General features: G+C 36.7%; 11 protein-coding genes. 7 read left to right on the forward strand and 4 right to left on the reverse strand.

What is annotated here, in order from left to right:
* Positions 1-29: 29 nt before the first annotated feature.
* A complete protein-coding gene (locus KQI76_RS07915) occupies positions 30-692 on the reverse strand; it encodes a YesL family protein (protein ID WP_216399790.1) in 663 nt (220 codons plus the stop codon).
* Between the two features lie 24 nt (positions 693-716).
* Positions 717-1,574, reverse strand: coding sequence for an ABC transporter permease (locus tag KQI76_RS07920; protein WP_305853368.1), 858 nt, complete (start codon positions 1,572-1,574; stop codon positions 717-719).
* 439 nt (positions 1,575-2,013) lie between these two features.
* On the opposite strand from KQI76_RS07920, the gene KQI76_RS07925 reads away from it, so the two are divergent.
* Positions 2,014-2,868, forward strand: coding sequence for a carbohydrate ABC transporter permease (locus tag KQI76_RS07925; protein WP_253288875.1), 855 nt, complete (start codon positions 2,014-2,016; stop codon positions 2,866-2,868).
* A 312-nt stretch (positions 2,869-3,180) separates the two neighbouring features.
* On the opposite strand, the gene KQI76_RS07930 is transcribed toward KQI76_RS07925, so the two are convergent.
* Positions 3,181-5,406: an AraC family transcriptional regulator gene (locus KQI76_RS07930; RefSeq protein WP_216399792.1), complete on the reverse strand. Its 2,226-nt coding sequence runs from the start codon at positions 5,404-5,406 to the stop codon at positions 3,181-3,183.
* A 545-nt stretch (positions 5,407-5,951) separates the two neighbouring features.
* On the opposite strand from KQI76_RS07930, the gene KQI76_RS07935 reads away from it, so the two are divergent.
* Together KQI76_RS07935 and KQI76_RS07940 are read left to right on the forward strand one after the other, a co-directional pair.
* The gene (locus KQI76_RS07935; protein ID WP_216399793.1) at positions 5,952-6,470 is read left to right on the forward strand and encodes an NfeD family protein; all 519 of its coding nucleotides are present in this window, start codon (positions 5,952-5,954) and stop codon (positions 6,468-6,470) included.
* An 18-nt stretch (positions 6,471-6,488) separates the two neighbouring features.
* The gene (locus KQI76_RS07940) at positions 6,489-8,027 is read left to right on the forward strand and encodes a flotillin lipid rafts scaffold protein FloT (RefSeq protein ID WP_216399794.1); all 1,539 of its coding nucleotides are present in this window, start codon (positions 6,489-6,491) and stop codon (positions 8,025-8,027) included.
* A 500-nt stretch (positions 8,028-8,527) separates the two neighbouring features.
* Here the strand turns inward: KQI76_RS07940 and KQI76_RS07945 are convergent, their stop codons facing one another.
* Entirely contained in the window at positions 8,528-9,397 is an 870-nt protein-coding gene (locus tag KQI76_RS07945) for a YusW family protein (RefSeq protein ID WP_216399795.1), read from the reverse strand.
* 564 nt (positions 9,398-9,961) lie between these two features.
* On the opposite strand from KQI76_RS07945, the gene KQI76_RS07950 reads away from it, so the two are divergent.
* From KQI76_RS07950 to KQI76_RS07965, 4 genes are all read left to right on the forward strand, one after another.
* A complete protein-coding gene (locus KQI76_RS07950; RefSeq protein WP_216399796.1) occupies positions 9,962-11,077 on the forward strand; it encodes an ABC transporter ATP-binding protein in 1,116 nt (371 codons plus the stop codon).
* A gap of 2 nt (positions 11,078-11,079) precedes the next feature.
* A complete protein-coding gene (locus KQI76_RS07955) occupies positions 11,080-12,018 on the forward strand; it encodes a carbohydrate ABC transporter permease (RefSeq protein WP_216399815.1) in 939 nt (312 codons plus the stop codon).
* Positions 12,015-12,830 carry a carbohydrate ABC transporter permease gene (locus KQI76_RS07960; protein ID WP_216399797.1) on the forward strand — a complete coding sequence of 272 codons (816 nt, stop codon included), beginning with the start codon at positions 12,015-12,017 and terminating at the stop codon, positions 12,828-12,830. Before KQI76_RS07955 ends, KQI76_RS07960 begins: the two co-directional genes overlap by 4 nt.
* Before the next feature lie 65 nt (positions 12,831-12,895).
* A complete protein-coding gene (locus tag KQI76_RS07965; RefSeq protein WP_216399798.1) occupies positions 12,896-14,275 on the forward strand; it encodes an ABC transporter substrate-binding protein in 1,380 nt (459 codons plus the stop codon).
* Positions 14,276-14,343 lie beyond the last annotated feature (68 nt).

The following is a 14,343-nucleotide window of genomic DNA, read 5'->3' on the forward strand; positions in this document are numbered from 1 at the left end:
TCTCCTCACTGATTCCTTATTCTTGTAACTTAATGTGCAGTCACAGAACTGTTTTCCATTTCATCTTCTTCATCTTTCTCAAAAGCATCCTCTTCCCTTGGCGTAAATTCTAGTAAAATTGTTTTGCCGAAGAAGGCTAAGACAAAGCCATAAAAACCAACGCCGAACAGAAAGAGTAATGCCGGTGAATATTTAAAGAATAGAAAATAGCTAGCGACGATAATCGTCCATGCAATAATTGAGTAATGAAGATAACCCAAACCAAGCATGGCAGAACCGCGAATGATCTCTTTGATTGTCGCGAATTTCGTTGCTGCCATAACTGTATAAACATGTGAGAAGGCAAATATCAAGATAACGAAGACAAGAACATTGGCTACTTGATAGTACCACTGTGTTAACGAAAATAAATTAACAGTGATGATCGTAAACAATGCTAATACGATCCAACTAATGAAAAGTGATTGCAAATAGCGTTCTTTAAAATAAGTCCAGAAGCTCTTCGTAATTTTCGGCTTTTCTTTTAAACGTAACCAGCGATCGTAATATTTCATCATGGCATATGTTGCCGGCCCTATCGTAAAGAGACCAAATCCAGCGATTGTGAAAACAAACCATAGTAGATTTAAATAAGCAACCGTTAAGATGCCGATCATTATGTCATTTATATTATTAATTTTTTCAATCGTCATCTTGATCTTTCCTCTCTTATTTTATTAATAGATTCCATCTTCTCCAATTTTCTTAGCAAACTTATTCGCTAAAACAACGAGTATAAGTCCAACTAATCCTTTAAACAAACCTACAGCAGTTGAATAACTCAATTGTCCATTTTGAATCCCAGCTGTATAAACGAAGGTATCAAAGATCTGTGCTACTTCCCTGTTCATTGAGTTCATCAAGAGGAACATATGCTCAAATCCCATTTCCAACACACTTCCAATTTTCAAGATAAACAATGTCACAATAGTTGGCCGAATACAAGGTAATGTAACGTGCCACATTTTACGAAGTTTTCCGGCACCATCCATTTCGGCCGCTTCATAAAGTTGGACATCTACATTAGTGATTGCCGCAAGATAAACAATCGTTCCCCAACCTGCACCTTTCCACATCTCTTGGAAGATATACATTGGGCGCAACCACGAAGTACTTGTTAAAAAGGAAATTTTCTGTCCACCAAGATTTTCAATAATATTGTTGATGACTCCACCTTCTGTTGTTAGAAGGACGTAGAAAATAGAAACAACGATAACCCAAGACATGAAGTGCGGTAAATAAATAATTGTTTGAACACTTTTCTTAAACTTTTCACTTCTTAACTCATTGATCATTAATGATAAAATGATCGGTAAAGGAAAAGCGAACACAATATCCATCCCAAATATGACTAGGGTGTTTTTCATCAGCATCCAAAAAGTATCTTCCGAAAACAAACGAACAAAGTGCTTCATTCCTACAAAGGGGCTATCTAAAATCCCTAAGAAGGGTTGATAATCTTGAAAAGCAATAATTAACCCACCCATAGGTATGTATTTAAAAATGATAAAATACAATAACCCAGGTAGCAACATGATATACAATGCTCTATTCGTTCTTATTTTTGCCCACTTTTTCTTTCTTTCTTTAACCTTTGCCTCACGCTTATTTAAATTTATAAGAGGCTTTTTTTTGACTATCTCCATAATAGGCTTTTCCCTCCATTTCGTGACCTTCCCGAGAATAACTTTATGATAACGCGATCATGGAATTACGTATATAATCATTTCTTATCATTGTAAGCGGATACATATATTTTCCGACTTTATTTGTGAATATTTACACAAAAAAGTGACGTTAGCGCTTACGTCATGCGTCATTTCAGCGTTTTGTCCTTTATTGTCATATGAAATAATGATTATATACGTAATGGAAATCTCGTGATAAGTTAGATTTATTAAAGAACTATCAACAGGAGGTTAATCTATGCAATCTGTTTTAATGAAAAAATCAAAAAACAAAGTTAATATTCCTATGAGCGAAAAAGTTGGACAGATTTTAATTGTTTTGTTCTTACTAATTTTTACTTTGCTCTGTTTGCTACCCTTTCTAAATGTATTAGGAAGCTCCTTTGCAACATCAGGAGAAATTGCAACTAGACCTTTTATTATCATTCCAAGAACTTTTACGCTAAATGCTTACCGCTATATACTGTCAACACCAACTATTTTTAAAAGTATAGGTGTTTCCCTATTTGTTACGGTTGTTGGTACATTTGTAAGTATGGTACTCACATCATTTATGGCGTATGCTTTATCACGTAAATATTTACATGGGCGTTCATTTTTTAATTTCCTTATTGTCTTTACCATGTTGTTTAGCGGTGGGATGATCCCAACTTTCCTAGTTGTAAATAATCTAGGGTTGATCGATTCAATCTGGTCACTCATTCTCCCATCTGCGGTCAGCGCCTATAATTTGATTATTATGCGTAACTTCTTTCAAGGAATTCCTAATAGTTTAGAAGAGTCGGCTAAAATGGATGGTTGTACACATTGGGGTGTATTCTTCCGTATCATTTTACCATTATCACTACCTTCTATCGCTACGATCTCATTATTTTATGCGGTTAATTACTGGAATACGTATCAATCTGCCATTTTGTATATCAATAATCCAGATAAGTGGCCAATCCAAGTATTACTACGTCAAATCGTTATCGTTTCAAGTGGAATGAACGCTGATGCTTCTAGTGTCGATATTGTTCCACCAGCTCAATCAATCAAAATGGCTGTTATCGTTGTCGCAACTCTACCAATGTTAATCGTTTATCCATTTGCACAAAAATACTTTGTTAAAGGTGCGATGATTGGATCAGTAAAAGGTTAAGAAGATTCGTTTATATTTCAACAGACTAAAGCCACCGTATCTTACGATCAGGATACGATGGCTTTTTAAAATGCTTTTTTTAAATGGGATGCTTCCGGGGATGAATCCTGTACGAATTCCTCCCCTACTACCTTCTAAGACTTAGAGCAACCATTTTCATACCGTTTTATTAGTTACTTGAAGTAAACGTTGGCAGACAACAATCCAAGCATGATCATTTTCTCACATTCCACATAACAATGCTAGAATCACCGGTTATTTACCTGATCTAGTTATCAAATGCTAGGTCATGTCTGCTCTGACACTTTTCCACTATCTCTTATTTTGCTTACGGTACTCACCTGGAGTAAGTCCTTCTTTTTTCTTAAAAAAACGAATGAAATTCTGCGGGTTATTATATTGTAACCGCTCAGATATTTCCTTAATCGTCATTTTCGTCTGAATAAGCCACTCTTTTGCAATCATTAATCGATAGTTTTGTAAATAATCCGCAAAATTCAAACCCATCTCTTTTTTAAAAACACTACTTAAATAGTTAGAATTATAATGCAACTGATCAGCAATACTCTCCAAGGAAATATCTTGATCATATTGTTTGTGTACCAGTACGGTCACTTTATCTGATAAATTTTTCATTTCTCGATCAGTTACATTTTGGATCGTTTCCACGATTGGTATAATTAAACCATGTAATAACAACTCTTTAATTTCAAACAGGTTATCTTTATTTAAGACTTCTAAATAAAGATTCTGACTGTTCTGCAACACATCATAGTCTGCTCCCAGAAGTTGCCCCAGCTGGATGATGCTATTCATCAAGCGCAAAATCGCATTTCTTATCGTCAGTGGATTATGATTCTCTTTAACAATTAGATCAAACACCTTAGTAAAGTGTGATTGAACGATGCTTACTTCTTCGCTACGCATGGCATCCAAGAGTTCTTGTTCTGCTTCCTTCGGATATTTGATCACAGATTTCTCATCGAGTTGTGAAACAATTTCATCGAAAAAGATCATTGACTCTTGCCCTAAATTGATCCTAAAGTGCAATGCCTCTTTGGCATTATCTACAGCTAATTTGCTATTTGTTAAATCAGAATATATATCAGAGATTCCAAAACTAATTTTGATTTTAAGATACTGGCGCGCTGCTGATTGGATGCTTTCACAATAGGTAATAATCTGTTTCCGATTCATTGCCGATGTTAAGCGTAAAATAGTTGCCTGTGTATTTTGATTCAAAACAATGGGGCGGAACCGGTGTTTCTCGGGAATTAACTCTGAAACTAGGTTTTCAATGGCTAGCAAAAAGATATCTATCGTTGATTGTTCTCTGCCGCCAAGATCATCGATTTGAATTGTCATCACAACGAATCGCTCATCATCAGCAATTTGATAATCGAACTGAGCAAGTTTTTCAGCTAATTCATCTGTTGAAACCCGACCACGAAATAAATTTAATTGAAATAGATTTTCCAGTTCGGGTTTTTGGTGATTTAATTTTAATGACAAATCTGTATTTTCTTCAACAATCGTATCAATCCCCAACAGAATTTGGTCAATTTCAGCTTTACGTCCAACAGCTGAGGGATCGACAGCTAATAAATCTCTAATTTTCTTCATGGGTTGTGATGCTGTATTAGAAACTATGTAAGTAATCGTTATAAATAATATTAAAAGCAGTGCAATAATTAGAACCAGCCCTATTTCCAAATCTAAAACAGAAGAACGAACTTTATCCTCGGAAAGACGTGAAATATAGATCCACTGATTATAATCTGATTGGGAATAGATATAAATATCACCATTTTCCGCTTTGACAAAGCCCTCCTTGTCATCTGCAGTCATTATTGTCTTCTTTAGGTCGTTATCTAATTTCTCTCCATTATTTGTGTATAATATTTGGTCATCTTGATTAAAAATCATGTAGAAGTTATCATCAGAATCTTGGACTAACCGATCGATAGAACGCTTACTAATATTGGCAACACCTATTGCAGACCGTTCCCTACTAAATGTCGGTAAAAGCATTAACATCTTCATCTCATTTTGCTCAGGTGTCCAAGTTAAGTAACGATTGGACTTTTCAATAGTTGAGTAAAGTTCATCGATTTCATCATCAGATAATTGGTTTAATGATCCGTTGTTGATCTCCCACCCCTGTGAAAGACTGATTAATTGATAGGTAGCATTATTAACTCCCATCACACCAAAGTATGCTAATTCAGAGCTCACCTCTCTCACTTCCATAAAATTACGGTGATCCAAAGGTTGGTTGATCAGTTCTTTAAAGCTGTTCGTATTACTATAATTCGTAAATAAAAATTCAATTGTTTGGATTTTCTGCTCCAAGTTCCCCTTTACTTGATTGACATAAATCTGTCGATCAACAATTAGATTACTTTGGATCTTCTGATAGGTTTCATTATAAGTATAGAAGCCAAACCCAGTAATTAAAGCGGTTCCAATTACAGCAATCGGAATAAAAATGCTGTAAAAGAAACTGGAACGTTTAAATATGCCTCTTAATCGGCGCAATTCTATTTCCTCCCAAGTCTTAATCTAAAATAGCTATTGACTGTTCAAATCTATTTTAGCATAAAAAATTGTAAACGTTGCTTTTATTACAAAAAATTTTAACGTGTGCATTTTTTAAACCTTTTTCTTTTAAAAATGCACCGATGGTTTAAATAGGATCATCAACTCTATATTTACCGCAGACTTCCTGGCTTTATGACTCCATTTTCTATAAGTCAATGAAACCGGCGGATTATAATAAAGAAGCAATCGTTAATAAAACGGCTGATTCATTCATTTATCAAATCTCCGCTTCATATAATGAGTGAAGTGTTAAGAATGGGGGAACGACAAGAATAAGGAAATTTAATCTTCAAATAGAATCTTTCAAAGAACTTGGCTTTAAACATGTAGATTTAACTTAGAATATTAGCCTTTTTTGTCACTTCATCTCATTTCGAAGAAAAAGCCGACAAAAATTTTAATATTTCGACACTTTAGCTGCATTAATTTGCTATTATTAAAGAGAAGGCTAAATAACAAGTTGATGGGGGGAAGCTTTTAAATTGGATATTCAAACGATTTATTTGTACGGATTAATTATCGGTGGTGTCATGACATTACTTTATATGTTATTTGGTGATGTTTTTGAAGGTATTAGCGAGATCACACCTGGTTGTTTCCTAAACCCAACTGTTATCTTAAGCTTTATTGCTGTATTAAGCGGTGCAGGATATATTATGGAATTAAGAGGATCGCTAAATAGCGCATCAATTCTTGTCTTAGCTACCCTAATTTCTTTAGTCATTGTTAGTATTATTCATTTTTTCATTCTCGTTCCACTAGCTAAATCGGAACAAAGCACTGCGATTAGTAGAGTCGATTACATTGGCAAGAAAGGTGAGGTCATCATCACAATTCCAGCTCACGGAATTGGTGAAGTATTAATCAAATCGGGATTTGGCTCAACAGGAAACATCGCTAAATGCGTCTCAAACACTGGAATTCCTCAAGGAACTTTAATTTCAGTGATTGAAATAGATCAAGATGGGGTTCTCATTGTCGAGCCTATCTTAAAAAAATAATGATTTAGGAGGGGAAACATGGATTACGGAATTGAATTTGTTATTGGTAGTGTCGTTTTAGCAATCATTATCTTAGCTATCCTTGTTTATGTAGCAAAGTACAAAACCGTTGGACCTGATGAAGCACTTATTGTTACTGGTAACTTTTTGGGCAAGGGGACAAATGTAGTAGAGTCAGAAGACGGTAAAAAGATTAAAATTATTCGTGGTGGAGGTACTTTTGTCGTTCCAGTCTTTCAACAAGCGGAACCACTAAGTTTACTTAACCACAAGCTAGAAGTTGGGACAACCGATACATACACAAAACAAGGGGTCCCTGTTACAGTTAATGGTGTATCAATTATTAAAGTAGGCTCAACGATAGAGGATGTATCTACCGCAGCTGAACAATATCTCGGGAAAACACGTGAAGAGTTACGAAATGAAGCAAGGGAAGTACTCGAAGGCCATCTACGTGCCATTCTTTCATCAATGACAGTAGAAGATATTTATAGTAACCGCGAAGAGTTTGCCCAAGGTGTATTCTCTGTTGCACAGAAAGACTTAACAAAAATGGGGCTGAAAATTGTCTCTTTTACAATTAAGGAAATTTCCGATAAAAACGGTTATCTAGAGGCATTGGGGCAACCACAAATCTCTACGGTAAAACGTGATGCTCAAATTGCTAAAGCTGAACGTGAAAAAGAAGCTCGAATTGAAAACGCCCGCGCAGAACAGGAAGCGAAAACAGCAGAATTCCAAAGAGATGCCGAAATTGCTGAATCGGAAAAAGAAAAAGAATTAAAAATAGCAGAATATCGCAGACAACAGGATAGTGCAAAAGCAGAAGCTGACCAGGCCTATCAATTACAAGAAGCCATCGCCAAGCAAAAGGTTACCGAAGAAAGAATTCAAGTTGATATCGTTGAACGTCAAAAGCAAATTGAATTGGAAGAAAAGGAAATTGCTCGTCGTGAAAAACAATATGATGCAGAAGTGAAAAAGAAAGCGGATGCTGATCGCTATGCAGTTGAGCAAGCTGCTGAAGCTGAAAAGGCAAGAGAATTACGCTCTGCTGAAGCACATCGTTTTAAAATTGAACAAGAGGGTCTCGCCTTAGCCGAAGCTGAAAAAGCAAAAGGATTTGCTGAAGCTGATGTCATTAGACAACGTGGTCTCGCTGAAGCAGAAGCCAAAGCGAAGATTGCCGAAGCCTTTGAATTATATGGTCAGGCCGCTATGATGGATATGGTGCTTGACATGTTACCGTCATATGCAAAAGAAGTGGCCACACCACTTAGCAACATCGATAAAATTACTGTTGTGGATACCGGTAGTGGAGATGGGAAAAATGGTGGAGCAGGTAAAGTATCGGGATATGCCACTGACCTGATGGCAACCATTCAAGAGACACTAAAAGCATCATCAGGCATCGATGTGAAACAACTCCTTGAGAGTTATGCTGGCAAAGGAAATGTAAGAGAAAGTATTGACCAATTAGCTAAAGAAATCAACACCGAGTCAAAACAAAGTGAACCAGCAGTGGAAGAAGGAAATATAGAACCAGAAGAAGATTAATCATTGGGGAAACCCTATCCTATATTAATGAATAAACCGTATGAAATCAGATTTTAAAACCTTTATTTCATACGGTTTTATTTTTACATTTATGACCAAGATTAATTAGTTTTTAACTGATATTCTAATCTCTTTTTAATCCATTATTAAATCAGCAGCAATATTAGGTCAAGACGGTAGATTTCACTGATACTCTATTTCTATGTGCTTAATAGATTATATGATAAACCCATGATTGACTAGGGATTTTCCGACCTAGGCATATTTTGTCGTGGATAACGGCGATTTACCATTATAAAAAGGCTGAGACAAAACAAGTCTTACTAAGTAAATAGAACCATTTTTACTGTTGTGATCTTTTCGATTCTTTGAAGTCTTAGAGTTATGGTATGTGTTGCATCATCAAGGTCAGTTTTGCCTGATCTTATCATCGTTTATAATAAGAAAGGTGCTTATCTTCAATGTGATAAGCACCTTTCCCATTCTTCATTTATTTAAGATTAATAACGATCAAACTTAACAGCAAGTTTCATTTGATCTTCGAATTCAACCTCAAAGCTCCATTCTTTCAACTCAGAAAAGTCACGATCAATAGCAGTTAGAAAGTCCCCTGCTAATGTACCAAGCGATTGATCTAAATCAATTGTAACTTCAGATAGAATTCCTTCCATTTCCGCTTTGGCATCCTCACCATGTAAATCATTCTGATCACTGTACTCAATCGAAAAGTCTTGGTCATTCAGTTCATATTCATAAGCCCACTCTTCACCGGACAGAAATTCGATATCGAGATCAAGTTCATTAACTACATTTGACTGATTTCCCTTAGCCGTATGATATTTAAAACCAAGTTCCTCCCCAGAATATGTTTCAAGCGCTAAATCTATTTTCTCTAAATCCTCACGATTAAGCGCTAAATAATCCACGAGTTCATCGATCATCTCATTAATTGATCGTTCATGGTCAATCTGAATGGCAGCAAGCAAAGCCTCAATTTCCTGAAAAGCTTCCCTTCCACTCTTTTTAGTATCTGAGCCATTTTCATGCTCAATCTCTGCTTCTTGATCTTCTCGATCAAAGTCATAATCCCATTCTTCATTCGTTAATAATTCAATATTTAACTCGAATTCCTTTATTTCTTCAGGATTATAGGTAAAATCCCATTGATCCATTGGTACTTCAGTTGAAGCTTGATCACTACTATCTGATCCAGATTCCCCTTGTTCAGTAGTTGGATTTTCATTTCCCTCGACATCATCTTGCACTTCATTATCTGATATCTTTGTCCCATCATCTAAATTAGAGTTACTTGTTCCACATGCCCCAAGTAACAGGACACTCGAACAGAGCAAAGCTATTAATAACTTCATTTCACACCATCCTTTTTATATGATTTGGTCATTTTCAGATATTTACCAGGTTTAGCTCTATATTGTTTTATCAATATAGTAAAACTTGATATCCTCACATTTAATTACTCTCCTCTGGCATATTCATACAAACCCTTTTGTAAGCCACTATTACTATACCCGATTTCCCCCTATCCAATCATCAACTTTCCCAAATAGCTTAAATTTAGACTTGATTAAATAATCACCACAGGAAACGGTAAAATGATTCGGTAATCCACCTTGTTTAGCATTTGGACTAGCAGACAGAGTTTGTTACAGTCTTAGGTGATTGCTTAGAGCTGGAATTAGCTGAGTATAAATCCCCCTATCCAATCATCCAAGAGAATCCTCAGGAGATAAATTGGGAATGGAGATATCTCTCACTCTAGTAGCGGAAAACGCACTGCCTTATCTAAGTCGAATTTTAACACAAGCTTAATCATATTAACTCAGTCTAAATTCTTGTAATGATTCTGTAAATTTAACCATTTCCTTTAAATAATATGGTTTAATGAGACTGATTCAAGAAAAGGAGGTAGCTATATGAGTCAAATTGAAATGATTGACCTTTCAAAGTCATACAACAAGCAAAAAAATGTATTGGATAAAGTTGATTTATTCATTGAAGAAGGGGAATTCTTTGTCCTTGTCGGCCCATCTGGGTCTGGAAAAAGTACATTACTTCGTATGATTGCTGGCTTAGAGGAGATAACATCTGGCACATTGAAAATGAATGATCAGATTGTCAATCACCTGCCACCGAAAGATCGAAATCTTTCAATGGTCTTTCAAAATTATGCATTGTATCCCCACTTATCTGTTGAGCAAAATATTCTATTTGGTTTGAACGCTAAAAAGGTGGATAAGCAGGAACAGAAAAGGAGACTTCTTGAAACTGCTGAAATGATGGGAATCAGTGAACTTTTAAAACGGAAACCCAAGGAACTCTCGGGTGGACAAAGACAGCGTGTTGCATTAGCCAGATCTGTTGTGAGCGAAGCGCCCCTTTGTTTAATGGATGAGCCGCTTTCCAATCTGGATGCTAAACTTCGGTCACAAATGCGTTTGGAAATTCGCCGTTTGCAGAAAAAACTAGGCATGACAATGATCTATGTGACCCATGATCAAGTAGAGGCGATGACTATGGGTGATCGAATTATGGTGCTGAATGACGGAAAGATTCAACAAATAGGAAAGCCCATTACTTTATATAATGAACCTGCGAATTTGTTTGTCGCATCCTTTATTGGCTCACCTAAGATGAATATGGGAAAAGCTGTTTTCCATGCTGATCTGAATCAACTCGTCATTGAGGAGACAATCCATCTAGATATAGATGCTGTTACCTATGAAATACCAAGTGACTCGAATGTAACAATTGGGATACGACCGGAACATCTCTACCCTGGAACTCTAAATAATACGTCGCATGAGATCGAAGTAATAAACGTCGAGCAATTAGGAAATGATACATTGATTGTATTTGGGGTAGGTAAGGAAATTTGGACAGCTAAATGGCCTGGACAATGGGACGTGCAAGTAGGAGAAAAAATCCCCATACATATCGCGATTGAAAATCTAAGTTTCTTTAATTCGGATACAGGGCTATTAATTAAGCCAGCAACTACAAGCAAACAGCATGAGGTCGTAACAGCATGAGTATGAATAGTAGTGTGATCCAACAAATCCCAACAAGCCAAATCGAGTTTGAACGCGCGATAAAGAAACAGCGGGTGAAGAATTTCTCTAAAGGGATATTATTCTTATCCCCTTCAATTGTTCTATTTAGCGTCTTTCTTTTCTATCCACTCGCTCGAACGATCTATTTAAGTTTTTACTTGACCGATGCGACGGGAGTAACAACCGTTTTTGTAGGTTGGCAAAATTACGTGACGATGTTTACATCGCCGATTTTCTTGCAGAGCATGAAGTCAACCTTCTTATTTGTTTTGTATACCGTTCCCATTACAATTATCATCAGTTTATTTTTGGCGGTAATCGCAAATGAGAAATTAAAAGGAATTGGTTTTTTCCGAACCATTTATTCTTCAACCATGGGAATTTCTGTTGCAGCTGCGTCTGTCTTCTGGCTCTATTTATTTCATCCATCAATTGGCCCATTAAATCTTTTGGTAAAAGCTTTTGGGGCTAATGAAATTGGCTGGCTGACCAATCCATCATGGGCCTTACTTTCAATTTCGATAACAACGATATGGATGAATATCGGCTTTACCTTTTTGATTTTATTAGGTGGCTTACAATCTATCGACTCTTCTTTATATGAAAGTGCGGATATCGACGGTGCTGGCTATTTCTATCAATTAAGAAGGATTACAATTCCGATGCTCTCACCCACACTATTCTTTGTTGTGACTGTAGCAATTATTAATGCTTTTCAAACCTTTGGGCAGATTGATATTTTAACCCAGGGCGGTCCCGTGAATTCGACCAACCTTGTCGTCTATTCTATTTATCGTGAGGCATTTGTAAACTATAAATTTGGATCAGCCAGTGCTCAGGCGGTATTATTGTTCATCGTTATTTTATTGATGACTTTCTTGCAATTTAAGTTTGGTGAAAGGAAGGTTCATTACCAATGAAAATACCAACAGGGCGAAAGCTTATCTTCTACCTATTACTGATCATTTCAAGCCTGCTTGTTTTTGCACCAACATTCATGGCCTTTGTCATGAGCTTTATGTCGAATAAGGATATTATGACCGGGAGTCTACCGACAACTTTATCCTTTGATAATTACCTTAAAGCATTTGGGCAGTTCCCTTTATTAAAATATTTGATAAATAGTTTAATTATTTCTCTCATCATTATGCTAGGGCAATTGATTCTATCAAGCTTAGCTGCTTATGCCTTTGTCTTTATAGAGTTTAAAGGAAGAGATTTTCTATTCTTTCTTTTCATTGCAACAATGATGGTTCCTTTTGAGGCTTCGGTTATACCAAACTTCCATATTATTCGTGATTTAGGCTGGATTGATACCTATCAGGGACTGACGATTCCATTCTTCGCAATGGCCTTTGGGACATTTCTACTCCGGCAGAACTTTAAACAAATACCGAAAGAATTAAAAGAAGCTAGTCAAATCGCTGGAATAGGAGAGCTTAAATTCTATCTAACGGTTGTTCTACCTGTTGCCAAAACGAGTTTACTAACCTTGGGTATCTACGGATTTTTAACTTCGTGGAATATGTATTTGTGGCCATTACTCACGACGACGAACGACAGTGTTCGTACTGTACAAATCGGGTTAAAACAATTACAAACCCAAGAACAATTAAATGACTGGGGGGTCATCATGGCAGGTGCCGTGATTGTCGTGATTCCAACTTTAATTCTTCTATTCCTTGGTCAAAGTAAGTTGCAAAGTGGATTAACAGAAGGTGCTTTGAAATAAATTTAACTTGTTAAAAAGAAACGAATGAAGGAAAAAACTTAAAAATTAGGGAGTGTAATGAAAAAATGAAAAAGATACTTGCGATTTTTATGTTAGGATTCGTATTATTCCTTGCAGCTTGTGGTACAGACGGTGATGCCTCTGATCCCAAAGGAGAAAAGACCGCCTCTGCCGATGCTGAAAGTACAAGTGATCAGTCGGAAAATACGGACGAGAAACAAGTTGTTACATTCTGGCATTCGATGGGTGGAGCTGGTCAAGAAGCATTAAATGCGATCGTTGATAGCTATAATAACTCCCAAGATAAGGTGCAAGTCAATGCAGAGTACCAAGGTTCCTATGATGAAGCATTGACAAAATTTAATAGTGTTGCCGGTACAGACAGTTCACCAACTATTATTCAGACATTCGAAATTGGAACGATGTCTATGATTAACAGTGGCACTATCCTCCCGATTCAGGAACTCATTGATGCGGAAGGTTATGATATGAGCGGTTTAGAGGAAAATATTATAAACTATTATTCTTTAGATGGAACATTCTACTCGATGCCATTTAACTCATCCACACCTGTTATGTATTACAATAAAGATGCTTTTAAAGCAGCTAACCTGGATCCCGAAACGCCACCAGAAACATTTGAAGAAGTCGAAGAAGCGAGTCAGGCAATAGTAAAGGCTAATCCTGATATGAAGGGTTTTGCGCTCCAAGCATATGGTTGGTTATATGAGCAATTACTCGCAAATCAAGGTGCCTTATTATTAAACAATGATAATGGACGAACAGATACACCAACTGAAATTGGTTGGACAGAAGAAGAAGGAAAGTCAATCTTTGAATGGGTAAAACGTATGGTTGATGATGAAACCTTCGCTAATTATGGGACGAATGGTGATAACATGGTTGCTGGTTTTTTAGCAGGGGATGTAGCAATGTTCTTACAATCTTCAGCTAGTTCAAGAGAGGTGATTGATAACGCACCATTTGAAGTTGGCATCGCATTTTTGCCACATCCTGAAGCGAAAAAACGAGAAGGCGTTGTGATTGGCGGAGCTAGCTTATGGATGATTGACGGGAAGCCAGAGGAAGAAACGAAAGCAGCCTGGGATTTCATGAAGTATTTACAAACACCAGAAATACAAGCAGAATGGCATGTTGGAACCGGTTATTTCGCAATTAATCCAGCCGCATATGACGAAGAACTTGTTGTCGAGGCGCATGAGGAAATGCCACAATTGAAAGTAACGGTTGATCAATTACAAGCGACGACTTCATCTTTCGCAACTCAAGGTGCCTTAATGGATATGATTCCGGAAGGGCGTAAAATTATCGAAACAGCACTTGAAATGGTTTATAATGGTGGCGAAGTTGATGATGCATATCGTACAGCAGTAGAACAATTTAATACAGCAATTGAACAAGCGAACGCAGCCCGGGGAAACTAACGGAGTAAAATCTGCTCTCATACAGCAGGAATTTCCCCCACCGTTTCTTAGAAGGACAAATCGAGCAT

Source organism: Amphibacillus sp. MSJ-3 (assembly GCF_018919165.1).
Classification (GTDB): Bacteria; Bacillota; Bacilli; order Bacillales; family Amphibacillaceae; genus Amphibacillus.

Excerpts from the sequence above, each read along its gene's own strand:
- KQI76_RS07915 (WP_216399790.1), bottom strand. The coding sequence starts at position 692 with ATGACGATTGAAAAAATTAATAATATAAATGACATAATGATCGGCATC.
- KQI76_RS07920 (WP_305853368.1), bottom strand. The coding sequence starts at position 1,574 with ATGTTGCTACCTGGGTTATTGTATTTTATCATTTTTAAATACATACCT.
- KQI76_RS07925 (WP_253288875.1), top strand. The coding sequence starts at position 2,014 with ATGAGCGAAAAAGTTGGACAGATTTTAATTGTTTTGTTCTTACTAATT.
- KQI76_RS07940 (WP_216399794.1), top strand. The coding sequence starts at position 6,489 with ATGGATTACGGAATTGAATTTGTTATTGGTAGTGTCGTTTTAGCAATC.
- KQI76_RS07945 (WP_216399795.1), bottom strand. The coding sequence starts at position 9,397 with ATGAAGTTATTAATAGCTTTGCTCTGTTCGAGTGTCCTGTTACTTGGG.
- KQI76_RS07950 (WP_216399796.1), top strand. The coding sequence starts at position 9,962 with ATGAGTCAAATTGAAATGATTGACCTTTCAAAGTCATACAACAAGCAA.
- KQI76_RS07955 (WP_216399815.1), top strand. The coding sequence starts at position 11,080 with ATGAATAGTAGTGTGATCCAACAAATCCCAACAAGCCAAATCGAGTTT.
- KQI76_RS07960 (WP_216399797.1), top strand. The coding sequence starts at position 12,015 with ATGAAAATACCAACAGGGCGAAAGCTTATCTTCTACCTATTACTGATC.
- KQI76_RS07965 (WP_216399798.1), top strand. The coding sequence starts at position 12,896 with ATGAAAAAGATACTTGCGATTTTTATGTTAGGATTCGTATTATTCCTT.